The sequence below is a fragment of the Novosphingobium sp. JCM 18896 genome (assembly GCF_025938095.1).
In the GTDB taxonomy this organism is placed as follows: Bacteria; Pseudomonadota; Alphaproteobacteria; order Sphingomonadales; family Sphingomonadaceae; genus Novosphingobium.
Window position 1 is genome coordinate 98,175 of sequence record NZ_JAPCZF010000010.1, and the last position, 22,379, is coordinate 120,553.

Annotated in this window: 26 protein-coding genes; 5 read left to right on the top strand and 21 right to left on the bottom strand. The window is 62.4% G+C overall.

Going from position 1 to position 22,379, the window contains the following annotated elements; genetic code table 11:
* Positions 1–73: 73 nt before the first annotated feature.
* Together OLX23_RS23660 and OLX23_RS23665 are read left to right on the top strand one after the other, a co-directional pair.
* On the top strand, positions 74–280 hold the full coding sequence (locus OLX23_RS23660) for a hypothetical protein (protein WP_264447750.1): 207 nt from the start codon (positions 74–76) through the stop codon (positions 278–280).
* Between the two features lie 41 nt (positions 281–321).
* Positions 322–1,005: a hypothetical protein gene (locus tag OLX23_RS23665; protein ID WP_264447751.1), complete on the top strand. Its 684-nt coding sequence runs from the start codon at positions 322–324 to the stop codon at positions 1,003–1,005.
* Here OLX23_RS23665 and OLX23_RS23670 read toward each other — a convergent pair.
* The gene (locus OLX23_RS23670; protein ID WP_264447753.1) at positions 1,002–1,790 is read right to left on the bottom strand and encodes a hypothetical protein; all 789 of its coding nucleotides are present in this window, start codon (positions 1,788–1,790) and stop codon (positions 1,002–1,004) included. The genes OLX23_RS23665 and OLX23_RS23670 overlap by 4 nt on opposite strands.
* A gap of 144 nt (positions 1,791–1,934) precedes the next feature.
* Between OLX23_RS23670 and OLX23_RS23675 the strand changes: the two genes are divergently transcribed.
* Positions 1,935–2,135, top strand: coding sequence for a hypothetical protein (locus tag OLX23_RS23675; protein ID WP_264447754.1), 201 nt, complete (start codon positions 1,935–1,937; stop codon positions 2,133–2,135).
* On the opposite strand, the gene OLX23_RS23680 is transcribed toward OLX23_RS23675, so the two are convergent.
* The 20 genes from OLX23_RS23680 to OLX23_RS23775 all read right to left on the bottom strand — a co-directional run bounded on the left by OLX23_RS23680 (position 2,132) and on the right by OLX23_RS23775 (position 20,919).
* Entirely contained in the window at positions 2,132–4,945 is a 2,814-nt protein-coding gene (locus OLX23_RS23680; protein ID WP_264447756.1) for a conjugal transfer protein TraG N-terminal domain-containing protein, read from the bottom strand. The genes OLX23_RS23675 and OLX23_RS23680 overlap by 4 nt on opposite strands.
* Positions 4,946–4,956: 11 nt before the next feature.
* Positions 4,957–6,384: a conjugal transfer protein TraH gene (locus tag OLX23_RS23685; protein ID WP_264447758.1), complete on the bottom strand. Its 1,428-nt coding sequence runs from the start codon at positions 6,382–6,384 to the stop codon at positions 4,957–4,959.
* Entirely contained in the window at positions 6,384–7,235 is an 852-nt protein-coding gene (traF, locus tag OLX23_RS23690) for a conjugal transfer protein TraF (RefSeq protein ID WP_264447760.1), read from the bottom strand. Before traF ends, OLX23_RS23685 begins: the two co-directional genes overlap by 1 nt.
* Positions 7,228–7,602, bottom strand: coding sequence for a hypothetical protein (locus OLX23_RS23695; protein ID WP_264447761.1), 375 nt, complete (start codon positions 7,600–7,602; stop codon positions 7,228–7,230). The genes traF and OLX23_RS23695 overlap by 8 nt, the downstream gene beginning before the upstream one ends.
* The gene (locus tag OLX23_RS23700) at positions 7,599–9,248 is read right to left on the bottom strand and encodes a conjugal transfer protein TraN (protein WP_264447762.1); all 1,650 of its coding nucleotides are present in this window, start codon (positions 9,246–9,248) and stop codon (positions 7,599–7,601) included. Before OLX23_RS23700 ends, OLX23_RS23695 begins: the two co-directional genes overlap by 4 nt.
* Positions 9,249–9,421: 173 nt before the next feature.
* Positions 9,422–10,162, bottom strand: a complete 741-nt coding sequence (gene trbC, locus OLX23_RS23705; RefSeq protein WP_264447763.1) for a type-F conjugative transfer system pilin assembly protein TrbC — start codon at positions 10,160–10,162, stop codon at positions 9,422–9,424.
* Between the two features lie 10 nt (positions 10,163–10,172).
* Complete coding sequence (gene traU, locus OLX23_RS23710; RefSeq protein WP_264447764.1) at positions 10,173–11,177, bottom strand: conjugal transfer pilus assembly protein TraU; 1,005 nt, start codon at positions 11,175–11,177, stop codon at positions 10,173–10,175.
* Entirely contained in the window at positions 11,170–11,436 is a 267-nt protein-coding gene (locus OLX23_RS23715) for a hypothetical protein (protein ID WP_264447765.1), read from the bottom strand. Before OLX23_RS23715 ends, traU begins: the two co-directional genes overlap by 8 nt.
* The gene (gene traW / locus OLX23_RS23720; RefSeq protein WP_264447766.1) at positions 11,433–12,089 is read right to left on the bottom strand and encodes a type-F conjugative transfer system protein TraW; all 657 of its coding nucleotides are present in this window, start codon (positions 12,087–12,089) and stop codon (positions 11,433–11,435) included. Before traW ends, OLX23_RS23715 begins: the two co-directional genes overlap by 4 nt.
* Positions 12,086–12,622 carry a S26 family signal peptidase gene (locus tag OLX23_RS23725; RefSeq protein ID WP_264447768.1) on the bottom strand — a complete coding sequence of 179 codons (537 nt, stop codon included), beginning with the start codon at positions 12,620–12,622 and terminating at the stop codon, positions 12,086–12,088. Before OLX23_RS23725 ends, traW begins: the two co-directional genes overlap by 4 nt.
* A complete protein-coding gene (locus OLX23_RS23730; RefSeq protein ID WP_264447769.1) occupies positions 12,606–13,079 on the bottom strand; it encodes a type-F conjugative transfer system protein TrbI in 474 nt (157 codons plus the stop codon). The genes OLX23_RS23725 and OLX23_RS23730 overlap by 17 nt, the downstream gene beginning before the upstream one ends.
* 112 nt (positions 13,080–13,191) lie before the next feature.
* Positions 13,192–13,530: a hypothetical protein gene (locus tag OLX23_RS23735; protein ID WP_264447770.1), complete on the bottom strand. Its 339-nt coding sequence runs from the start codon at positions 13,528–13,530 to the stop codon at positions 13,192–13,194.
* The gene (traC, locus tag OLX23_RS23740) at positions 13,527–16,091 is read right to left on the bottom strand and encodes a type IV secretion system protein TraC (protein ID WP_264447771.1); all 2,565 of its coding nucleotides are present in this window, start codon (positions 16,089–16,091) and stop codon (positions 13,527–13,529) included. The genes OLX23_RS23735 and traC overlap by 4 nt, the downstream gene beginning before the upstream one ends.
* A gap of 7 nt (positions 16,092–16,098) precedes the next feature.
* The gene (locus OLX23_RS23745; protein ID WP_264447772.1) at positions 16,099–16,731 is read right to left on the bottom strand and encodes a hypothetical protein; all 633 of its coding nucleotides are present in this window, start codon (positions 16,729–16,731) and stop codon (positions 16,099–16,101) included.
* Positions 16,731–17,543 carry a DsbC family protein gene (locus OLX23_RS23750; RefSeq protein ID WP_264447774.1) on the bottom strand — a complete coding sequence of 271 codons (813 nt, stop codon included), beginning with the start codon at positions 17,541–17,543 and terminating at the stop codon, positions 16,731–16,733. The genes OLX23_RS23745 and OLX23_RS23750 overlap by 1 nt, the downstream gene beginning before the upstream one ends.
* Positions 17,544–17,551: 8 nt before the next feature.
* Positions 17,552–18,874, bottom strand: a complete 1,323-nt coding sequence (locus tag OLX23_RS23755) for a TrbI/VirB10 family protein (RefSeq protein WP_264447775.1) — start codon at positions 18,872–18,874, stop codon at positions 17,552–17,554.
* Entirely contained in the window at positions 18,874–19,683 is an 810-nt protein-coding gene (locus OLX23_RS23760) for a type-F conjugative transfer system secretin TraK (RefSeq protein ID WP_264447776.1), read from the bottom strand. The genes OLX23_RS23755 and OLX23_RS23760 overlap by 1 nt, the downstream gene beginning before the upstream one ends.
* A complete protein-coding gene (locus OLX23_RS23765) occupies positions 19,676–20,248 on the bottom strand; it encodes a type IV conjugative transfer system protein TraE (RefSeq protein ID WP_264447777.1) in 573 nt (190 codons plus the stop codon). Before OLX23_RS23765 ends, OLX23_RS23760 begins: the two co-directional genes overlap by 8 nt.
* 1 nt (position 20,249) lies before the next feature.
* Positions 20,250–20,534 carry a type IV conjugative transfer system protein TraL gene (gene traL, locus OLX23_RS23770; RefSeq protein WP_264447778.1) on the bottom strand — a complete coding sequence of 95 codons (285 nt, stop codon included), beginning with the start codon at positions 20,532–20,534 and terminating at the stop codon, positions 20,250–20,252.
* A gap of 58 nt (positions 20,535–20,592) precedes the next feature.
* A complete protein-coding gene (locus OLX23_RS23775; RefSeq protein ID WP_264447779.1) occupies positions 20,593–20,919 on the bottom strand; it encodes a hypothetical protein in 327 nt (108 codons plus the stop codon).
* 433 nt (positions 20,920–21,352) lie between these two features.
* Between OLX23_RS23775 and OLX23_RS23780 the strand changes: the two genes are divergently transcribed.
* Both OLX23_RS23780 and OLX23_RS23785 read left to right on the top strand, forming a co-directional pair.
* Positions 21,353–21,724 carry a hypothetical protein gene (locus tag OLX23_RS23780; protein WP_264447780.1) on the top strand — a complete coding sequence of 124 codons (372 nt, stop codon included), beginning with the start codon at positions 21,353–21,355 and terminating at the stop codon, positions 21,722–21,724.
* 154 nt (positions 21,725–21,878) lie between these two features.
* On the top strand, positions 21,879–22,340 hold the full coding sequence (locus OLX23_RS23785; RefSeq protein WP_264447782.1) for a hypothetical protein: 462 nt from the start codon (positions 21,879–21,881) through the stop codon (positions 22,338–22,340).
* Positions 22,341–22,379 lie beyond the last annotated feature (39 nt).

Below are 22,379 nucleotides of genomic sequence, written 5' to 3' on the forward strand. Positions count from 1 at the left end.
TTCCCGAACTATCGGCACTGATTGGCTCGACCTTTATTACATACTTAAATTGATTTGAGACCGAGGCAGGAACATGACCGTTCAACTCGGCGACCTACGAATCCTCATGGCTGCGCATGCCCACTTTGAACTCACTGAAAGCGTAGAAGGTCTGCAGATCGACGAACTCGAAACTGTCTGCGCACGCGTCCTGGCTAGCGATCCGGTCGAACCTTTGGCCTTTCGCTTGCGGCGGATCATCGAGCATGCTCGCGAGATCCAATTCATCGATCGCGATTGAAGCCCCCCTTCCGCCGCACCTGACTTGTGTTATCGAGGCGCATGCACTTCGCCGACGACGTCCAATCCCTCTACACGGCGGCTGCGCAGCACCTTCGGGTGAGCGACAAGCCGAAGCTCGAGGCGCTGAAGCTGCGCGTCGCTCGCGCGAAGATATATGACAATCCGATCACTCACTCGGCGCTCGCTGCGCTGTTGAATGTCTCCCAGGAAGAGGCCGACACCCACTTTGACGATCTTCGCGCTGCGGGATTTATCGAAAGCCATTTTACCCATTTTGCCTGGACGAGATTTGATCCGGTCAACCGCACGCGGAGTCTGGCGGCTCTAGGCATGATCGAGGCGAACGTGGCGCTGCGCTGTCGCTACCTCGACATGCAACCGATGGTCCCAGCCCTGGATAAGCTTGTTGCCGAAATCGTGGCTCATTCTGCAAAAAATGATCTGCTGGAGGCATGCCTTACGACCCAGCGCCTATTTCTCGCTCTGGTCGCCGGGATGAACGCACCCGACCTCTTTCGCGAGTATGCATCACTAGCAAAGGCCGGCCTCACCTACGCATGGTCAGCCTCGTTGCAGGACGGTGTCGCCACGGAATTCAGTCAAAAGATGGTCGACTTGGTCTCGGCTCTAAAGCGGCGCGACGGAGTCTCCGCAGCACAGGGAGCAACCTATCTGCGATCCTTATCAGACAAGGCCGTGCTGGCGGTCCCGCTATCCACCTAAACGGCTATCGGAGTGATGCTCCCGACGTTTCTGTCCGCGGGCAGAAACGGCGGATAAAAGGGGTGGGACAGCGCCAACAAGCGCCCACGAATATCGGGCTCGCGGATTTCCAAGCGACCGGCGAGTTCGTCCTCGTCAAAGCGAAATGGCAGACCTGCCGACGCGCTTGAACTATAGGCTTCGCGCAGCTCATCGAAGATGCCGACCTGGCGCTTTCTGAAGCCTCTAAGACCTCCCTCTAGCCACTCGAGATTGGCTGCGACGAGCTTGCGCACCGACTTGCGAGGGTTAGGTGCTGTCGTCAGGATCAGCCAAACGATGCGATGATAGACCTGCGGGATTAGCCTGTGCGCAACAGAAGCGACCGTCGGCCGATCACCGGCGCCGAAGAGCTCACGGAACCAGTCCATCGCGAGTAGGAAGAACGTTTCGTCCAGCGGGTCTGTAGCCATGAGCTCGGCCGAAATGCGCTGCATGCTGTCGAGCCGCGGCCCCTTTTCGATCAGCACGCGAGCGGCACAGGTCTCGACAAAAACCTCAAGTCGGTCCGTGCACTCGAGGACGTTTTCCAGCGACCAGGCCGCGACGGAGTAGCTCCTCTGATGTTTCTTCAGATAGCCATCGGTAGCGAGCGCATTGAGAACGCCCATTGTCGCGGAATTCGTGAGGCTTGTCGCGTCGGAGAGAGCTTTAGTGACGAGGCGCTCGCCCGGAGCGTATTTGTTCGAAAGAATCCCCCGGCGAAGATCGAGATATAGCGCGAGCTGTAGTTCCTGCGGGGGCATCAGCGCCTCTGAGTTAGGTACTGTTGCGTAGACCGCGCAGCGTCTCAAGCGCAAGACGTTCTATCGATCGTTTGCTTAGATTTCCGCGCTTTCCCTAGCGTTTCTGCATGCCACATGGTATCCTTTGGCCAAAGGAGTTGAAGCATGTCCTTCCCGTACGACGGATCTCAGGAAGGTAACGGCCTTGGGTTGTTGTTCGATGACGAAAGCCGTCAGCGCATTAATGAAAATCTTATAGGGCCTAGCGAGGAAAACAAAGCTCCCAAAAGCCCACTCCAGCTTTTCGCTTTCCTATTAGGTGTGGGCGTCGTTGCCTTCGTGATGCTTTACGGAACACTGTTTTAGGGCTTACGGTCCTTTTCACGGAACCAGTTTAGATTCGATCTGTCATCTGTATTTCGGCTCAGATCGGAAGCTCCTTGAACCGCTCCAGTGCGATTGGCTTCTGATGCAGCACGTCTTCCTTCAATCGAACCTTTCCCCGATCTGATCTCCCCTGCCACCTCATCCTGGAATTGCTTGAAGGCGGAATCATTTCCTCCACCTCGGGGCCCGGTTGTGCCGCCGAGGCTGCCGCGCAGGTCCGCTTCAGTAAAGTCACTGGGCGCCTGCACCGGCCCCCGCAACTCCGTCGGCGGGACCAGTTCATCGCGTACCGGCTCCATAATATGATCGACGTAGTCCTTGGCTATGCGGTCCACGATCATGTCGCGGGCGCGCATTTGCGTCGGGCTCAAATCTACCGCCTGGAGCGAAGGCGCACCCAGAGCTCTGAATTCGGCGCTGTTGGCGTATTCCTGATATCGGCTCGCCACGATCTGAGACAGATCCTGGCTCACCTGCATCCCTCCACCTTCACGCATTGTCCAGGTGGTTCCAAGCGAACGGGAAGCCTCCTCGATCTCGGCAAGCTGCCGATCGATAGACCGAATTTCCTCGACCGTCTTATCGCGAAAAGTTCGACTTTCCGAATATCCTTCGTTGCGCGAGAAGCTGCCGCTGCGCGAGTAGGCTTCCTCGTTTAGTCGGTTGTCCTCCGTATGGTCCTCGCCTCTGCGGTGGCTCTCTCCCGAACTTGTGTTCGACCGGTCACTTCGGGCCTGTGAAGTGCCGTTGGTGAAAAAGACGCCATCCCACGCATCTTTGCTCAAACTGCCGCCCGCACTAGCGCTGCCCGTGCCCGATCCTCCTTGCGAACCCCTACCCGGCGCTCCGCCCTTTTGAGTACCCAAGGAACCGCCGACGGACCATTGCGTCCCTGTCCCTGATTTATACTGGTCTTGCGTCCCGCGGCTGCTCTCGACCGTTTGCCCGATGTCTCGCGATGTCCCGACCTGATCGGAAGCTCCCTGAGACTTGCTATAGCTTTCCCCCTGGCTCGCGGTGCTACCATGCCCGGTGGACGCCTCAGAACCGCTCGACGATCGGAAACCACTCGCCTGGCTGAACCCGGCACGCTCCAGCGCTGCAACGCGCTCGGACCGCGAGTTAGTGAGCGCCGTGCGCCGGGTCTCCAACTCTGCCGCCGCCTCGCTGACCTCGGCCATTGTCGAGCGCGACACAGTTGGAGTGAACCCTAGGCTGCTCATGCCGCCACGGTTGTCGTAAACGGTGGTGCCATCGGCCGTTTGACCAAACTGCGTGCCGTTGTCGTTGACGAAGGTCGAACGGCCAAAGCCGCTCGTGAAGGCAGAAGCCGTATTCCAGTGATCACGCTGGACGACGTTACCGGTGAGATTCTGGTAGCTGAGATTGCCGTAGGAGTAATTGCCCGTGGTCCGCTCGATCGCGGCCGCTTCTGCGGCCGATTGCGCCGGCGCCAGCATCGAAGTCGCCTGGCTCGAGATTGTCAGCGCCCCCTTTGCGAGCCCGCCAGCGAGGAACGGGATGGACATCATGAGGAAGCCGGCGATCGTCGCCGTATCAGCGTTCACGGCATCGATGCTCTCGATCGTCGCCATGGTGATGCCGCCCGGCGCGGCCGCGGCCATGGAAGCCTCCTCGCGCCCCATGATGAACATATGAAGGACCGCATAGAGTGGACCCCACGCCGCGAGATAGAAGAACCCGGTCAGATAGCCCTTCAACGCGCCGACGACGGTCTGCGGCATCAGGAACAGCGGAAAGATCACCGGGAACATCGCGTAGAAAACGACCACAAGCACGATGTTCAGGAGCGGCACCCAGGTCATCGCCTGCTGGGCGATCGACGTGTAAGTGTTCTTCGCCTGTGTCTCGGCGCGCATCATGGCAAAGGTATCGCCGTCCGCTGATGACAGGTTCGCCCGCGCCTCCAGAAAGGCATCGGTCAGGGCCCGCTGCTGAAATATCTGGCCTGCCGTCTGGGTGCTGCCGTGGAACTGAGCTGCCACTGCCGGCAGGTCTGCCTCCAGCTTCGCTTTCGCGGCGGCCTGCGTCAGGTTCGGGAAGATGCTCGGAGCCGTGCGGCCAAGCTCCTCATCTGTCTTGGCGGGTACACCTGCGGCCGAGGACAGAGCGGTGTAGGCAGTGGCGCAGGTTCGGATTTCGGTGGTGCCGTCGTCATTCCAGTAGGACATGGCGCGCGCCGGCGACCCCGGGCCCATGTCGATGAGGATGTCGTTCGAGTTCATGACGTCCGACGGGTCCTTCTGACCGAGCAGGAAATCGTAGAACAGGCACTGCTTGAAATACTCGGTGAGGTTCGTTCGCACCCGCGGGTCGCGGAACTTGAAGTCCTTCGTCTTGTCGTAGAGCCGGGCGCCGTAGATGATGCCGTTGGTGCGGTACTCCAGCGCATCGGGCATGACGAAAACCGTTTCGGCCTGCTCCGTCAGCCAGTCTCCGATCTGGCTCGTGAACGACGCGATCGATGCAAGGCCTATCGGCACGTTGGCAACCACTGCCGGTGCCAGGCCGGGGTTGATCCGATCGGTCACTTTCACGCTCGTGGTCGGGACGATGAGGATACCGTACATCAGCGTCGCTGATAGGAACCAGTGGAACCAGGCCTTCCAGTTGAGGCTGAAAGCGACGACCAGCAGCACGTAGGCGAGACCCATCACCATCGTGACCTGGATCAGGGAGCGGAAGCCCCCTCCTCCGGTCCAGGACGCGACGGCGTTGAGGACGTTGACGATGTACTCGCCGCCACCGATGGTGAAGATCTCCAGCATAGCAAAGTCTCCTAGTTGAGCCCTTGCGCCGCGGCGCTCGAACGGAACGAGAGCGCGGCCGACATCTGCGGCGATATCGAGTTGCGCAGCGTGCGCTCGAGAAAGACCGCCCGGTCGACGTAGGTCTGCGTGCGAACCAGGCGTTCGTTCAGCTTGTAGCTGTAGCCGTCGAGCACCTTGCTCACATTCTGCAGCTGCTCACGCCATTGCGCGAGCGTCGCCTCGTCCGCTTCGTTGAACGAGCCCTGCGCTTTCTGGACGTAGCCGTAAAACTCCTGGACGATCTGCTCGAGCATATCGACGGCGACGATCTCGGCGAGACCCTGGATATCGGCTTGGGTCATACCGCCCATCTGCGCGGCCGCGTTGACGGTGATGATCTTGTAGAGCGGCACGCTAGTGCCCCCAAGGATCCCCACCTCTTCTGCGGTCAGCGCCTCGTTCGAACGGACCTTGGCCGCCATCGAGGTGATCAATGCGGCAATGCGCGGTTGAAGAGCCTGCGTCGGCGTGATCGTCACCGTGCCGCTGGGGCTCGGCTCCAGACACTCATTGGTCTCGTTGCAGCGCAGGACCGGCGTATCCGAGGTGCCGAGCAGAAGCGCCTGGATCAGCTCGCGGTTGCCCTGCCCCACATATCGGACCGTGCCCGAGCCCTCATCGCTTTCGGCGCGCTGGTAGATGATCGTGCCCACCAGCGACATCAGGTACTCCTTGAACTCGCGCGAGAACGAAGGGTAGCTCTTGTTCAGCATGTGCCACGTGTAGTTGTATGACTTCGAGGGGATCGTCTCGTCGCCGTTCTTCTCCAGGATCTCCGCGCGTTCGCCGCCAGCGTTGCAATCCTGGCGGGCTTTGGCCCAGTCGGTTGCAAAGCCCTGGCTATTGGCGATCGCCTTGCAGACTTCGGAATCGCGCCCCTGGCTCTCGCCCCAGAGGCCTGCGACCAAGCCCTGCGCGGCCTCGCACGACGAGATGTTCATCTGATTGAGCTTCTCGACCTTCTGCGCCATCTCCTCGATGGTCTGCGAGATCTGCGGACTGATCGACTTGATCGCGAGCTGGAAGGCGAAGCCCAGCGCGTTGCTGGCGACGCCCTTCAGCATCGCAACGATCTGGTCTGTGTTGATGAACGAGAACGAGCCGCCGAAAATATCGATGCCGCCGCAGCCGGCTTTCACGCTTGGCAGTTGGATATTGATCGGGTTCACCTGCTTGTTCTTGAAGCGAGCCCACACCCCGCCGCCTGTGTAATAGCCGGCCGACTGACCTTCGAAGGCGGTCGGGCCATAGGCATTGCCGGCGCCACCCATGTCGTTGAAGAAGTCGTTGAGCTCGGTGCCCACGTTCGCATGCGCCTGCACAACGGCAAGCTGCGAGACGGCGATTGCGCTCAGGGTAAGGCCGATGCGCTCACGCCACTTGAGTTGCCGCGCCATCAGTAGTCACTCCCGGGCTGCGTTTGCGTAAGGGTGAAGATGCGGTCCATGACCTCGTCGGCGGCCATCAGGCCGTAGCCGATCGGGATGGGCTTCTTGGTCAGAGTGTCGAAGAGGACCAGCGCGGGCACTTGGTTACCTGTCAGACCCATGCGCTCGTACTGCCCGGTGTTGACCGCGTAGCGAGGGAAGACATCGTTGGCCCCGCCATCCATCGACACGGCCAGGACCTCGAGACCATATTGATCGGAGATCGATCGCACGATCGGCGCGAAGACGCGACAGGCCGAACATCCCGACGAGTAGAAGTAAAATACGCCGTAGCGCTGCGACAGCTCCTGCATCGTCGTTGCCTTCGCCGCTTTGCGATCGGCCATCCACGTTTGCTTGCCAAGGGAGTTGATCGGTCGCTCGAGCGTGTAGTCGAGATCCGGATTTTGCCAGACGGTCCGGCCCCAAACGTCCGCGAAGGTTGACGCGCGATCAAGCTGCTCGCGCTGGAAGCGCATATAGGAGGCGAGGTTCTCCGAGGTCGGCTGAAGGATCGCACGCGCCTTCAATTCCTCCAGCTGCTCACTGATCGCGGCCAATTGCTTGGCCGCCGGAACACGAGGCGCAGCGACCGACGCCGCGGCCTCACGCGCCTTGTCGGGATCGCAGTAGAACCAGCTGCCGAGCTTTCGCTGCTCGCAATAGAACGCATCGCGCGGTCCGCGCGCGGGCGGAGCGGCAGCCTCGGCATCGGATATTCCCGGCTCGGCCGGAGCGCTCTGCGCGACTGCCGCGAACGGCGAGGCTATCTGCGAGAAGAGAGCAAGAACCACGGGGACTACAAGGCGAGGCTTACGCATGGCGCGTCTCCTTGATGAGGTTGAGAAGGCTGAGGATCATCGGCGTGTTGAGAAGACCGAGACCGCGATCGATCATGCGAATGCAGCCGCCGTAGAGCGTCGCCACTGCATTGATGCCCTCGCTGGTGAGGCCGTAGCCGCAAAGCGTCTCGCCGCCGCGCCGCACGAGCCCGCGCATGGCCATGCTGTCGAGCGCGGCGGCGACTTCGGCAGGCCGAACCTGGCGAAGGAACCAGTCGGAGAGCACTTCCTGCAGCTCTTCGTCCGTGGCGATGACCTGACGCGAGATCGCGCTCGCCACGGCGAACTCGAAAACCGTGAGGTCAGGAAACGGTCGATTGTCGAGCATTCTGACGACATTGCTCACTTCGGCGTCCCCCCGTGCAGCCGGTAGTATTCTTCGATCTTCTCCTGGATCTCGATCGAGGTCTGGATCTCGTCGGGCACTTTCGCGGCGTCGATGAACTCGTTGTAGACCTCGGTGAAATCCATCCTCGACAGATCGAGCCTCTGGAATTCTTCGGGCGAAAACCCCTTGCAGTCGGGCGTCTTGGGCGTGCCCCATGACTTGCCGAGCTGACTGCGACCCTGTTCCTGGATGATGCGGCTGAGCTTGCTCTCGAAGCAGCAATAGTTGCGCGTTTTCGATATGCAGACGCCGAGGACCTTGTCCGAGCAGTAAGTGCCGACATAGTGGCACAGGCCCATGCGGTCCTTGACGTCGAGCATCATCTCCTCGCCGCTACACATGAACATGGTGAGGAATGGCGTCGCGAGTGCGGCGATCGCCGCCGGACCTCCGGCAAGCGCAGCCCCGCCGGCGGCCGTGGTGAGAAGTCCCGAGGTCTTGCCCGCGCAGCAGTTGACGAGGCCGAAGACAGGCTTGTGACAGCCGGCCTTTTCGCCGTTGAATAGGGTCAAGGTGGCCGGATCGAACTGGTCGCGCACATCGCCCATGGCGTGGAGCGCGACCATCGCGTCCTTGAACTCGGTCGAGGCCTCGCGCTCGACCTGGGTGCATTCGCCGTTGATGCAGTAGAGGTCGCTGCCGCAGATGTAGGCGGGAGGCGAAGCTGTCGAGGCGTCAGGCGTCGTGCAGCGAAACACTCTGTCGTAGACGTTGCAGCTGCCGTCCTCGTTCTGGCTCAGGCACTCGTTGTGATCGAACTGGCAATTGGACTTGGCCTCGAGGCTGGAACAATCGTTGGCCGCCCGGCGATGCGGACATTGATAGGTTTGCGCCCAAGCCCAGCAAGGCTGAGTGACCGCGACACCATTGATCACGCGGGTCACCGGATCACTGTCGGTGCAAACCTCGCCGCCTTCGATTTTGCAGTCAGGATTGGTGCGGGCCGCGCAGTATTCCTCGCTGCGCGTGATCACTGGCGGCGACGCGGTTTCCGAGCGGGAGGACCAGAACTGGCCGGTCGCAGGATCGATGCCTGTCCAAACCGGGTTGCCACTGAGGCCGCTGATCTCGCGCGTGCACTCGATGATCTCTGGCGAGTAGTCGGTGTCCTTGCAGTTGCCCGTCGGGCTCCAGCCATAACGCCGAAGCTCCGAACAATAGCCAAAGGTGCCGATCGCGCGGCAGGTGCCGTCGGCGCGCGGCCCAGCAAATCCGCCGCTGTTCACGTATGGCCCTGCGGTCGCGGCGTAATAGATGTAGGTCGACGTCTTCTCGACGGTGACGCTCAGGGATGCGCGACAGGTCTGCGGAACCCAGTAGATCTCGTCGCCCTGATTGCAGCTCTCATAGTAGACGGAGTCCTTGGCGCCCGTTCCCGGAAGCGGCTCGCAACCGGCCTGGGCGCCGCCCACGGCGACGTCGGTGCCGAGATAGGTCTCAGGATTATCCTCGACCGTCTTGGCGGCTGACAGGTCGATCGTGGAGGGATCGAACTCGGGCCGCGCCGGGTCGATCACGACATTGTAGTTGGGATCGCTGTAACGCGCGCTGACGCCCGCATCCGCGAGGCCTTCCTCGTCCTCGAGGTATTTGGAAACGTCCAAATTGGTTCCGCCGTAACCAGGCACACCAGTTTCCGCGCCGCTTTGCAGAACCGTGCCGGCAGACCCGTCGCGGACCGACTTGGCGAGATCTTCCCCCTCCCTCGCGATTGCGTTTTGCGCAGAGGCGTTCGAGGACAACAGCGCGCTGGCGCATAGGAATGAGAGCCAGAGCCTCACGGATGCTTCGCCAGGTTCGCGAGCGCCACGCGCGCCGCTGGAGCACCAGGCCCTTCCCCTGCCGCGAATGTCTGTAAGGCGTAGTTTAGCGTGACGTTGCCGGCGATGCGATCATGGGGCGGCGGCGGTGTCACACAGTCAAGCTGGTCGCACGGCTCAAAGCTGCTCGAGGCGGCGACGATCGTCGGTACGCGATCAACCTTGAATGACCGGAACAAACGCGGATCGATCGTGATGTTGGCCGCGTCTTTCTGCTCGACCGCCTTGGCCAGCAGCGCCACGAAGGGCTGGGCGCCGCCTTGCGAAAACCCGCGGAACACGACGATACCGCCTGCCTTGGTGGTATCGAGGATCGTGCGGCGCAGAGAATCCTCAGGCATCGACAGGCTGACGAAGGCGATCACCAGTGGCGTCGACTTGGGACCTGCGAGGTTGCCCTTGGCGCCGGCCACCATGGCGTCAAGGTCGATCGGTCCGTCCTTGTTGCCGCCGGCGATACCGGAGACGTCGAGATCGGCGACCCGATTGTAGGCATCGTCAACCACGGATTGGGCGGCCTGCGCCTGCGGCTCGCCCTGCCCCTTCACGAAATCGACGAGCGCCTGTGCTTCTGCCTGGGCCGCCTCCCCGCGCTTTTCGAGCGCCTGCAGGTCGAGGCCTTCGATGGTCTGGGCAAGCGCGGCGCTGACCAAGCCCACAGCCAGGATGCCGCCGAAGGTCAGAATGGATTTACGCATGTCGGTGTCCTCACAGCACGCAGCAATTGCGCTTGCGCCAGAGCAGGAAGCCCATGTCCTCGCCCTTCACGGGATAGGTGCGCGCGGCGCGGGGAAACAGGACCGAGCCACCGATCGGCGAGCAAGCCTCGCGGCCCGACACCATTGGCGTCGGATTGACCTGCTGGAGGCGGTACTGGCTCTTCTTGAGGATCGGCATGACGTACTTGCCGCACAGGGCCTTGGAGCCCATCGTCCCCCAGCCCAGGGCTTGCCGATGCATCTTGTAGACCATGCGCTCGGCCGCCAGGCGCCCCGACTGGGTGAGGCCTACACTCGCGCCGATGTTGCCATTCAGCGGGTACATTGAGCCCTGGCAGCCCGAGCACCAGAAGAGCTCGTTCAGCGGGAGCGCCGCGGTCGAGGCAACGCAGTCGGCGGCACAGGCTGCCTGAGCCAACGGATTGGCAAAGATCAGGGCTTCGGGATTGATGAGCGTGGTAAGCGTATCGTCCTGCCAGAGCGGGTCGATCTCGGTCATATAGGCGACATCGAAGCTCGCCTGCTCAAAGCACAGGAAATCGGTGAGGATCTCCATCCAGTAAAGGAGCGGGTAGACGTAGTAGTGGACGTGATACTTGGCCGTGTCCGTACCGCCATTGGAGCCCGTATTCGCGGCATAACCGCCGCCCATCGAGAGCCCCGGGTTGAGCTTGATCCCACCAAGGTTGGGAAAGCAAAACGGCTTGGTCGTGACGTCGATCAGTCGCGCGGGCTCCCAGAAACCCATGGCGATCCCGATCCGCGGAGGTGAACTGCAGACGCAGACCGGGGAGGCGGGATTGCTGGGGTCAGAGCGCGACGAAGGCCAGATCTTGAGCCCGCCGACCGATAGCGGGAACATGCAGCCCCAGCAGACGTCGGTGATCGGGTTTACGAACGATCCCGAGCAACTCGCGGACGGGATTTGCGCCTTCGCAGCACCCGGCAGGAAGAGAAAGAGCGCGAGGGCGAATTGCAGGAGCCACTTATTCATCGTCCGACCTTCCCGACATCAGGTGGTCGTCATCCGCGGCGTTCTTCGCCCGTATCCAAATGCCGCCCTGGACCACTATGAACACGGCGAGGCCCACGAGCATGCTGAGCGCGACCGGCCCAGCGATCGCGCTCCAGAACAGCGTCATGACGCCAAGGGTGACCATCGCGGCGATCAATCGGAAGCGAGCGGTGCGCAGCGCACCTGTTTCCGGAGCGGCCATCGGCACCGGCATGTGCCTTGTCAGCCAGGCCTTCATGCGCCCTTCCCCTGGTTCAGCGCGGCTTCGCGAACGATCAGGATCTTATCCTTCTGCTCGACCGAGGCGGGGGTGTGCTCGATACCGAACTTGGCCGTCAGCGAGCCTGCCTGGTCGAAGTAGAAGCGGCGCTGCTTCGCCTTCATGAGATCGAAGGGCGAGCCCTTCACCATGATGATCTTGGTCTTGAGATCGTCGCCCTGCCGCACGGCCCAGTTCACCTGCGCCGGATCGTCGCCGTCGATGAAGAGGAGCTTCTGCGACAGGGAGATTTTGTCGAGCGGGTTGATCCGCTGGCCAGCAGCTGCGATCAGATTGCCCTTGTGATCGCGAATGTCGTTCTCAATCGTGATGGCCGGATCAAACTCCCAGGTCCGATCTTCAACGGCAGCGGTGATGCCGGCAACGGGCACGGGCCGCATGACATGCGCCTTCACCTTTTCCGCAAACCGGGCATTGAGCTCGTCGAGCCTGCCGTTTGCCTGGGCACGGGCAAGCTTGGCGCGGATAACCTCGAGAAGGTCAGGCTCGGCCACCGGCCAGGCCTCCCCGATCTGCCCATGGTCGACCGCGCGCGCCGGGCTTTGCCAAGGTAGAAGTGTACCGCTGATCGCGCCAACGACACCGGCGAGGACGAATGGAAGGATCTTCACAGGATCGGCCTCCCCACCCCCGCAATGCGGTTGCCGCAAACAAAGCTGATCGCAGCGTAGCGACTGTCGAAGCCGTCCTTGTGATCCGTGCCGGCGAAGACGCAGCCGCGGGGAATGATGCCGACTGGCCCCGGAGCGAGCGCGTCGCCGCGCCGCGTGAGAGGCTTTAGCCGCGCTACCCTCTGGCCGTTGACCAGGACGTCGTTGCCCTCGCGGCTGACGACATCGCCCGGAATCCCGTAGGCGATCTTCGCGAAGGGCGAGGGATGCTCGCCGAAGTATTTGCGCACCAGCGGATCACGGCCCGGATTGAAGATGACGTATTCCCCGCGGGAGGGAAACCGGCCCGCTTCGACGAGAAACGCCCAGTTCGGGAGAGACTCGCTCTCGTTGATCATCAGGGCGTGCGCGCTGCTCCAGCTCGACAGGCTCTGCAGAGCCAGAGCGGCCACTGCCAGTAGGCCGATAGCCGCAAGTCTTTTGCCAAAGCCGTGCCCGCCGCGCGGAAGCGCTGTCTCACTGCGGGTTGCCACCGGCGGCTCCCATCGGGTCGAGGGACGAAATCGCAGGCGCTGCATGATCACCGTTGGCGGAGAGGTAGGCCTGCATGTCCTGCTGGACCGGCGTTGCCACCGCGACCTTGGGCATCGGCACCTTCGCGTAGACGGCGCGCTTCACCTGCGCGGTGATGTCGGGAATGTCGCCGCCGATCACGGCTTCGTTGACCAGAATCAAGCGCCCCGACTTGCCAACGGCAGCAACGGCCTTGTCGAGTTCGGACATGAATCGCGTGGTCGCCGCAGCGGCCACCTGATCCTCATTTCCCGAGCGAGCCTGCAGCTGAAGGTACTCGGTGACGAGACCCTGCAGTTGCAGCTTCACCAGTTGGCGCTCGGGCTTCTCCGGCGTGACGATGGTCTTGGTGACCCAAGCTCCCCAGCAGACCACGCCGATCAGCGCGCCGACCGTCAGGACCTGGCGAAGGTCCACCCTGCCCTTCCCCGTCTTGCGAGTCACACCGCCGTTCGAACCCTGCCGGGGAACTTGTTTAGACCCGGAGCCTGCAATGGTGGAGCCCTGTTGGCTCGTTCCGTCAGTTGGGTCAGTCATCGGCGCTTTCCTTCAGAAGGGCCTGCATCAGGGAGTGACAGCGAAAGAAGCCGGTCCCGCAGAAGGCCAAGGAGACCGTCCACAGCAGGATCAGGTCGAACTGGTGCTGGCGCTCGGGGCCGGCAGCGAGATAGCGGGGTGCGAGATTGGCGAGTTGATGCATCGCGCCCTCGATCGACAGGCCGCCGATGAAGAGCGTGGCAAGGGTGAGGACGCCCAGCGCGACCATCGCGTTGACGAGAACCCACCCTGAGACACGCAGTCCCGTTGCCAGGACGCCCTGCCAGATCAGCCGGGGCGGCGCGGATCGCTGAAGCGGCACGGTAATCATTCCGCCGCCTCCAGCATCTCCTCAGAGGGCCGAATGCGATCGGGGAATGCCACGATCTCTATCGCTTCGGCGACCGACAGGCCCTGGTGAACCAGCGCCTCGATCCGCGCGAACACGTCGGGGCTCGAGGAGTAGAGTGTGCCCGAATAGGCATCGAGTACGAGACGGCACACCGTCTCGGTCTCCGGTCCGCGGATCAAGAGATCGGAATACTCGATACCGTTGCGCTTGAGCGACCGCAGCAGCGTCTCGGTGTAGGAGGTCATGTCGAAGCGGTCGGACTTGCGAAAGTCCGAGATCGTCTCCGCCTTCTGCTGGAGGATCACGAACCAGTCGGAATTCTCCAATGCCGCGCGGCTGCCATCGGACTTGTAATAGTCGTTGATCGACTGCGTCGCGGTGATGAGCGAAGCTCCGTATTTGCGGCAGGTGCGCGAGTAGGTCTCGACGAAGTCGGCCATCGCGCCGCCCTTGAGCATCTGCCAGGCCTCATCGATCAGCAGCGCCTTGGGTATCGAGCGGCTCATGCGCCGCATCGTCTGCGAGGCGACGAACATAATTGAGGTCAGGACGACGCTGCGCAGTTCCTCGCGCGACGAAAGGTCCGAAAGCTCGAAGACCGTCAGATCGGCCGAGAGGTCGAGATTGCTCTCACCGAGGAAAAAGCGGCCGTAGGTGCCCTCGCTCGAGAAAGGCAGCAGCGACATGGCAAGATCGACCGCGGCGACATGCTCGTTGGTCCGCAGCGAGGCGATGACGTGGTCGACGGTACCGTCGCGCTGGTGCTCGTTCCAAACGGCGTTGACCGCCTGGTCGATCAGGCCGCGCTCAGTATCGTTGAGCCGGTTTTCATAGCGCGCCATCTGCGACACGATTGCTTTCAGCATTGCGAGGCAGTCGACGAGGTAATCCTCATCCTCTTCGGCTAGATCGATGTCGATCATACGGAAGGGGTTGATCGAAATGCCCGAGGACAGCTTGAACTCGGTGAACGTGCCGCCCAGCGCTTTGGCCATGTGCTCGAACGAGCGGCCATCATCGATGACGATCGTCTTGGCCCGCACGCCGGCAAGGCTCGCGGTGAGGTCCTGCAGGAAGACCGACTTACCCGAGCCCGACTTGCCCGCGATCGCGACGTTGTGGTTGCCCGCCTTGTTCTGGAAGGGCGACCAGAACTGCGGCTGACCGCGCCGGCCGATGAACATCACGTGCGGGATGTGCCCGCCGACGTACTCGCCCTGCAGCGGCGCGATCGCCGCCACATTCGTCGACAGCATCGTGCGGAACCGCTTCATGCGCTCGAGGTCCGCCTGCAGGCCGTCCGCGATCATCAGCGGGAAGTGAGACATGAAGGCAGGAAGCTGGATGTGGGTCTCGTCGATGAGATCCCAACCCGCCGCCTTGTAGAGGCCCTTGATCGAACGTTCGGCCGTTTCCGCCGTGCCGCGCGGAGCGATGATCGAAACCGAATAGTAGCAGCGGATCAGCTTCTCGCCGCTTTTCACCCGCTCCTGCACCGCGCGCCATTCGGCCGCCTGGTCGCGCAGCTTGGGGACGAGCTTCACCCCCTGCCCTTCGGACAGCGACTGCGTACGCACGAACTTGCGACCGGCTTTCGATTCCGAGCTCTCGACACCGGGCGTCACGCCGCAGACCGACTGCAGGGTCGGGCACGGCAAGCAGAGCTTGGGATTGAAGATATCGCCAATCGTCTTCTGGGTATCCCAGGGTGCCCAGCGATCCGGAAAGTTGCGGATCGACATCGTGCGCACGTCGAAGCGCTCGGGGACATAGTCCTCGAACTCAGGTACGCCATCGACGTCTGAGCCCGTCGGCCGCAGCGACTGCGAGTGCAGCAGCAGGCGATCCTTCTCGACGTGCGTCACGAGATCGCGGCGCACGCATTGTTCATTGATGGGATCGAAGCGGTTGTACCCGGGTGCGTCATCACCCGCGCCTGTCGACGGCGACAGGATCTCGTCGAAGAAACGGATCAGGTGAACCGGCTCGAGGATCCGCACGGGAACGTTGATGGAATCGAGCGCCGAGATGAGCGCATCGCGCATGGTGACGAGATCATCGAGCCTGATGCCCGAGCCGTCAGGCGCGCCGACCGAAAACAGCACGCGGAAGTTGCGCAGATAGAACGGCCCATCGCTCGCCAGCGACTTCCAGGCGCCGCCGCGCAGCTTGTCCGCCCGGTGGCGCGCCAGGGTCGAAAACACTCCGCCCGCCTCAAGGCGTGGTAGCACCCACTCGGTGAGCTTCTCGGCAATGCGCGGGCTCGAGTAGTTGACGATGCTAAACGCCGTGCCGGGCAGCAGTATGTCCGAGAAGATGGTGCCGATGATGTCTGCCGTTCGCTCGTCGCCGCCGAGCATCGGCGCCAGCTCGAGCACGAAGCCCTTCGAGCGGACCTGGTAGAAGATCTTCCGGTCCTCATCGAAGGACCGGTAGCCGAGGTAATGCGAGAGCATTGGCACGGCTGCGGGGCGCGCGCGCACCTCGGGCTTACGCGCATCGCCCAGAACCATCTCGCGAAGATTGTCTAGCAAGCCCATCTTCGTTTCACTCCGGCGAGGGGAAAGAGGCAGCCTGTCGGCGCGCGCGTGTCGTCAGCTTGGCATCGACGTCTGCCTTGATGCGATCGACGGCGGTTTCGGCCGGCTGAGGGCCGCCCTGCGCGTTTGCGGCAAGGGCCGGCGCGGCGGGGGGAGGCGCGTTCTCGGAGACCAATACCGGCGCGCTCTGTGCTGCCGAGAGCAGGCCCTTTGCCTCCTGGCGGCCGCGCGATCGGCTTGCGAGCTCGACGCTGCTCGCCGTCCGGCCCGGCAGGCCGACATCGGTCGTTACCGATCGGCGCTGGTGCGTGACCCCGGCCACGTCCGTGTAGCCCGGGAAAATGACGCTGAGCTTGTACGCCTGGTTCTGCGCCGCAAGCACGCCCTCGGCATTGGCCATCCGGCCGCGGCCTCCATCACCATCATCGACCTTGTACGGGCCAGTTGGCGTCATCAGTTCCTGGGCATCAGCCCGGGTGATCTCGGACAAGGCCGTATCGTCGATCGCAGTCGAGGGCGCGCAGATCCCGTCAGGCGCTTCGCACCGGAACGAGCCGTTGATGTTGGTGCCGAACGAGGCACAGCCCGAGGTTGCTGCGAGCATGCCGACGAGGAGCGCGGGAAAAAGGGCGCGGCGCATCAGTTCGCCCCCTTCAGCCAGGACTCCAGGAACTCGCGCGGCCGGTAGCCTTGGACAACCGCACCATCGCTGCGCACGATCACCGGCGTTCCAGTGAAGCCGTTCTTGCGCGCGAACTCCTCGTTGGCATCGAGGCCGCTCGTGTCGCACTTGCCCGCCGGCGGCAGGGCCGCGCCGCCATAGGCCTGCGCAAGGGCGCGGGGCTTATCGGCGGAGCAGATCACCGCGTCTGAGATCGAACGCGTACCAAGGACCGAAATCGGGCGCTCGATCACTCGCACGTTCATGCCGGCCAGGGTTTCGTGGAGGCGGTTGCAGTAGCCGCAGCGGAAGTCGCTGAAGACGGTGACCGTTTGGGTGCCCGATCCGTAGCTGACAGCCCCCGAGGCCGGCAGTCCCGCAAGCGAGACCTTCTGCGCAACGCCGCCACCCACTTGCGCAGGCCGCGCCGGCGATGGCGCGGCCTGCGCCCCGCCCTGAGGCTGAGGGCTGGCAGCTCCGCCGACGAGTGTTTCAGGGCTGATCTCGAGAAGCCGGGCGGCCGTGAGGTCCTGCCGCGTCTCCATATCGTAGACCCGCCCGATCACGAGATACCGGCCCGAGGGATCGGTGTAGAAGAGGTTGTTGCCGGCCTGGACTTCGCACAGACCCGAGATCTTCCCGCATTTGACTGCCGTCAGCGGCGTCTTGGGCAAGCGAGTGGCAAGTGCCTTGGTCAGCGACGCATCGGCGTCGACGGTTGCGGCATAGAGAGCGCCGCCGCCGGCCACGATGGCGAGCGCAGCTGCGCCCGCAAGAATTACCTCACGCATGGATCACCTCAGTTTCGAATGAAGGTTCCGTCGAGGAAAACGACCTCGACGTTGGCGCCGGTCGGCATTTCGATGACCGGCTGATATTGCTCGGCACGCTCGATCAGATAGTTCGAGACGGTGTCGCCCGCGGTCGATACGCCCTCGCCTAACCCGCCCTTGAGGATGTCACCGGTGCTGAGTTGGTCGCGCTTCCCATCGACGCTGACGTTGGCGCCCTGGAAGATCGAGTTGGTGTTCGCCGTGAAACCGCGCCCGAAACCACCGGCAAGTCCGGCGAGGAACGCCTGGCCGATGAGACCGCCTTCGCGGCTGACCACCCTGCCCCTCAGACCCACTTTACCGCCAAACGAGATGAAGCCCTTCACCTCGGAGACCGCATATCGGCCCCCCGGCTGCGGGCAGGTCATCCGCTGCAGCTTCACGTAGACTTTCTCGGAAGAAAGATCGCCGTAGGCAGCGCCATTCACCATGCAGCCCTGCACGCGCGTCCGCAGCAGCTTGCCGTCCGAAAAGACCGATCGCGCAGGGCCGGTGATACGCAGCAGCACCGGCAGCGGATCGCCCTGACTGCGGACGTTGGTCGCCGCGTCCACGCCGACTACGACCTTGGCCTGCGCCATCGAATTGGGCGGAAGGTAATTCGGGCTGTCGGTGAACACGGCCGCCTGCTTGCCGCCTGCTTCGATCCGCCTGGCGTCGCCCGTGGGGGCCGCAGCCCCGGCAGGTCCTGCACCGAACGACACGAGCTTGACCTCGTTCGCCCTCGACATCGGGCCTGCGCCCGGCACGCCCATAGCTCGGGCAGCCGCGGCGGCACCGGGTGCAGAAGCCTCGGTTCGGGGCCCGGGTCCCCTGGCTATCTGCTGTTTGAGCTGCTGGTTCTCGCGTTCGTAGGCGTCGAGCACGCGGGTCGCGTCCGCCTTCATCTGCTCGTTTTCCTGGCGAAGCGCCTGTACTTCGCTCTGAACCTGATCGACCTTGCCTACCGCGGTCTGGACGCCCTTGAGCTGATTGGTCTGCGCGATCTGCTGGTGGTCGTACATCGTCATCCAATCACGATCGGCGATCTGCCGGTTCATGATGGCGTCGGTCGAGACCTCGACCTTGTCGTCGCCTTCCTTGGTGGCGAGTTCCTGCTCCTTGCCGTCGCTACCCAGCACGTACCACATGGCTGCGATGCCGATGAGGCCGCCACCACCGTAGAGGATGAGCCTCTGCCGCTTCTCGGTCGCCGAATTCTCGGCGATCATGCCGGCATCGTCGAGACTGTCGTGAGCCTCGCCCAGCTGCTCGTCGACGTTCTTATGTTTGCGCTTGAAGATATCCATTACAGGTCTCCCGCAGGCACGACGACATAGGCGCCGGTGGCTTGGCCGGGTTGAAGTGAGGCGTTGGAAATGCTGACCGCGATGGCGCCCTGCGAGGCGATCAGCTCATCGGTCACGACCATCGGCTCTTTGCCGGTGTTCTCGATCCGCAGGACCTTTCCGGCCATCGACAGCCCGTCGTATTCGCTGATGAGCTGGACTTTGAGATTGCCGACATTGACCGGAGTGCGGGGCTCGTCGCGGATTTCGAATCCGTCGAGCGGCTTCTGCTCAAACATCGCGCGGACCAGACTGACCGCTTGCTGGTCGAGAGGCACGTTCGGCCTTATCGCAGCACTCCCCGCCTGGGGTTTCGCAGGCCTCGCCATATCGGCGTTCGTGACGAAGACCTGCTTGGCCTCGCTGCCGCTGACCTTGCAGACGAACTTGTAGACGAACCCCTTCTGCGTCGTGCCGAAGAACGAGATTGTCGGGCGCGTGTAGCCCTCGGGAACAGAGATATAGATGTCGCCGCGGGTGGGCTCGTTGACGATGCCGAAATCCTCAGTTGCAACACCGGTCGTCACCTTGGACACCGACGCGAACTGGTCGTCCTTGAGCGAGATCCGCGTGAGATCCTGCTTGGAGGCATCGCAGTCGACGGCGCCGTTGTCCGTGGCCGTGACACTCTGGTCGGCATAGGCTGGTGCGGCTGTCATCAGCCCGGCGCCGAGCAGAAGCGCGCCCAGGCACCGTTTGGTGAAACAATCGATCGTCGAGAGGAGCGTGACGCCCGAGGCGATCTCGCAGGCTGCTGCCATATCAGTCATAGGGGGTGTCCTTGTCGTTCTTGACCACGACACCGAAGCCGCGAAGTTTGAGGCTCAAGCCCTCGTACTTCCACGCGAACTTGAAGACGCGGTTCTCTCGGCGCACGTCGCGCGAGGCGACCACGGTGTGGAGCACACCGCCGACTTCACTGGTCAGGGCCTCAGTATCGACGCGGATCCAGTCGATGGTCACGAATTGGGTGACCTGGGATCCCTCCTGATCTTTCAGGATGCCCATGAGCTTCGATTTGAGCGGCCCCCGCGCTTCGGGCGCGGTGATTTCGAGGATGGAATCCATCCAGTACTGGAGGGTCTCAGGCGAACGGTTGAGAGCGAGCTGCGCGGCATCGCGCGTCACGGCCTCCAAGTAGTCCTTCGAGACCCCGGACGATGAGATCGCCATCTTGAAAGGCACGACCGGCTGCAAGATGACTTCGCGGTCGCGGCTCGATGCCATCGTCACCAGGGCGAAGCACAAAATCGCAAGCACCAGGCAGGCGATCGCGAGAAGGTTACGTTGCTTGAGCGCGCGCTGCGACTGCTCGTGTGCGAAGGAAAGATCCATATCAGCCCGCCATGACCCGAAGGTGAGAAGGCGGAGCGACCTTTAGACCGAAGAACCCACCGGGCAGATGCCAGTAGGCGTAGTGCAATACCCAATACATTGATCGCCCGGCACGGAGTTTGCGATAACCGAACCAAGAGCCAATTGAGATGACGAGCCCGATCACGACGTGTTGAGCCAGGATGCCCCACGCGAATGGGATGACCATCACGAGGAACTCGTCCAGGGTCCAGAAACCGATGAGTTCGGGATCGTCGAGGTGCTTGGGAATACTGTACTGGTCCATAGGTCGCCCCAACCTGTGTGGGGAGCCGCCGGACGTCCGGCGGCTCATTCTCGTGGACTCAGATCGTCGCGGTGACGGTCGAGGTGACGATCGGGATACCCGTGCCCGCGCCAACACCGACGCCGACGGGGATCGCGACCTGGCCGAGCGAGAAGCGGCCCGAGGCGAGGCCCACGATACCGCCGGCGAGCGACAGCACGGTGATGATCTTGCCACCCGAACCCTCGAGGAAGCCGGTGAACTGCGTCAGCGCCGTGTCGAACGTAGCGTCCGTGCCTGCGAGAGCGGCCTCGGCGCCCAGAACGCTGGCGGCAGCAACCGCTGCGGCCGCGAGCGCAACTTTGCTGGCGACATTGCCCGCAAGACTCGTCTTGAGAGACTTCATTGCTATTCCCTTCCATGGTGATGTGCGCACAGGCGCCATACGAGGAAGGCAAATCGCGAATGCGGCAGCAACGCCTATTCAATTATTCTCGGAACATTTTGGTGCATCGATGCTCTTAACTTGCAACGATTTGCATTTAACTGGTCGACCGGTGTCGATTCGTACACCAGGCAATGTACGAAACGACACCAACTGGTGACAAAACGACATCAGCGGATGGACAAATCGACACCGCCCGGTGCCAATTCGACACCAGGCGGGGATCAAAACGACACCACCCGGTGGCAAATCGACACCAGCGATTTTGCCTTTGACGCCGACGGCTGACGGGACTCGGCACGCCTCGCCTATCATCGCATTTAACGGATCAGGCGGTTCACCGCGGGCGCCGGCGCTGATAGGCCGACACATCGTCAATTTAGAAAGATTCGATGTGAGCGGCCCAGAGGCAGCCAAGATCGTCTATCACCGGCTGAGGCTCAACGATGAGGCATTCGCCATCACCGTGCGGGCTATTGGTACCCTGAGCCTGGCCAGCCGGAAGTATGAAACGCTGGCGTCGCTCGTGACCCACGTTTGCGAAACTTACGAGATAATTCCCCAATCCGCGCTCAAGGATCTGCTCTCGCTGGGCAAAACTGGCGGCGACGTGAAGGCGTTTCTGAGGGTTCCGAATGCGACGCAGGCGGCATTTGAACGGTTTCGAGCACTTGGCGCGGAAGCCGTGGGTCCCTCCTTCCGCGTGCCCGAGGCTATTCTTCTTTGTTGCCTGATCGTGGCCCCTCTCAATCAAAGGTTGCCGTAGCGCTTCCATTCACTCATAGAATGTGCCCACATGCTGAAAGTGACGACTGAGGCGGGTGGCTATGGGCGAAATTTCGGCTTTTCGATTTGACGATGGATGCCCGGGAGATCGGCGAGATCACCCTCTTGCAGGCACGGCCGAGATCATACGGCGCGTGATCATCGACAAAGCCATCCCGCTTCGGGAGCTTCAGCGCCTTGGCGTAATCTCCGAGCGAACGCGCCGAAGCTTTGATGAGAAACTCCTGAGCGGCCGGATCAGCATCGTCGAGCTGAATCGTCTGTGCGATCACCTGGAGATCGACATGGTGCGCGCGATGGTCGCCGTCCTGCTCTTGCGCAATCCCATGGCCTACTTCGAAACCGTCTGCGAAGTCGTCGCCGCCTACGCGGAAGAATCCTCCATCGCGATGCACGAGCAAATTTCAGCGGTGAGCGGCGACTTTGGCCCAATCCGTCGGAACCTCGTCCAAGCGCACGCCACGAAACTTACCCGCGACATCCTCGACCATCAGGAGCGCGCGATGAAGGCCGGCGAAGAGGCGTTCCTCGACGCCATGGTACGAGGCGAGAAAGCACTGAAACAGCAGGGAACCACGGAGTATCGACGCAGCTAACCGAGCGGCTGCCCTTGATGGACTATCCGGAATGTCTGC

Excerpts from the sequence above, each read along its gene's own strand:
- OLX23_RS23660 (WP_264447750.1), top strand. The coding sequence starts at position 74 with ATGACCGTTCAACTCGGCGACCTACGAATCCTCATGGCTGCGCATGCC.
- OLX23_RS23665 (WP_264447751.1), top strand. The coding sequence starts at position 322 with ATGCACTTCGCCGACGACGTCCAATCCCTCTACACGGCGGCTGCGCAG.
- OLX23_RS23670 (WP_264447753.1), bottom strand. The coding sequence starts at position 1,790 with ATGCCCCCGCAGGAACTACAGCTCGCGCTATATCTCGATCTTCGCCGG.
- OLX23_RS23675 (WP_264447754.1), top strand. The coding sequence starts at position 1,935 with ATGTCCTTCCCGTACGACGGATCTCAGGAAGGTAACGGCCTTGGGTTG.
- OLX23_RS23680 (WP_264447756.1), bottom strand. The coding sequence starts at position 4,945 with ATGCTGGAGATCTTCACCATCGGTGGCGGCGAGTACATCGTCAACGTC.
- OLX23_RS23685 (WP_264447758.1), bottom strand. The coding sequence starts at position 6,384 with ATGGCGCGGCAACTCAAGTGGCGTGAGCGCATCGGCCTTACCCTGAGC.
- traF (WP_264447760.1), bottom strand. The coding sequence starts at position 7,235 with ATGCGTAAGCCTCGCCTTGTAGTCCCCGTGGTTCTTGCTCTCTTCTCG.
- trbC (WP_264447763.1), bottom strand. The coding sequence starts at position 10,162 with ATGCGTAAATCCATTCTGACCTTCGGCGGCATCCTGGCTGTGGGCTTG.
- traU (WP_264447764.1), bottom strand. The coding sequence starts at position 11,177 with ATGAATAAGTGGCTCCTGCAATTCGCCCTCGCGCTCTTTCTCTTCCTG.
- OLX23_RS23715 (WP_264447765.1), bottom strand. The coding sequence starts at position 11,436 with ATGAAGGCCTGGCTGACAAGGCACATGCCGGTGCCGATGGCCGCTCCG.
- OLX23_RS23735 (WP_264447770.1), bottom strand. The coding sequence starts at position 13,530 with ATGATTACCGTGCCGCTTCAGCGATCCGCGCCGCCCCGGCTGATCTGG.
- traC (WP_264447771.1), bottom strand. The coding sequence starts at position 16,091 with ATGGGCTTGCTAGACAATCTTCGCGAGATGGTTCTGGGCGATGCGCGT.
- OLX23_RS23745 (WP_264447772.1), bottom strand. The coding sequence starts at position 16,731 with ATGCGCCGCGCCCTTTTTCCCGCGCTCCTCGTCGGCATGCTCGCAGCA.
- OLX23_RS23750 (WP_264447774.1), bottom strand. The coding sequence starts at position 17,543 with ATGCGTGAGGTAATTCTTGCGGGCGCAGCTGCGCTCGCCATCGTGGCC.
- OLX23_RS23755 (WP_264447775.1), bottom strand. The coding sequence starts at position 18,874 with ATGGATATCTTCAAGCGCAAACATAAGAACGTCGACGAGCAGCTGGGC.
- OLX23_RS23760 (WP_264447776.1), bottom strand. The coding sequence starts at position 19,683 with ATGACTGATATGGCAGCAGCCTGCGAGATCGCCTCGGGCGTCACGCTC.
- OLX23_RS23765 (WP_264447777.1), bottom strand. The coding sequence starts at position 20,248 with ATGGATCTTTCCTTCGCACACGAGCAGTCGCAGCGCGCGCTCAAGCAA.
- traL (WP_264447778.1), bottom strand. The coding sequence starts at position 20,534 with ATGGACCAGTACAGTATTCCCAAGCACCTCGACGATCCCGAACTCATC.
- OLX23_RS23775 (WP_264447779.1), bottom strand. The coding sequence starts at position 20,919 with ATGAAGTCTCTCAAGACGAGTCTTGCGGGCAATGTCGCCAGCAAAGTT.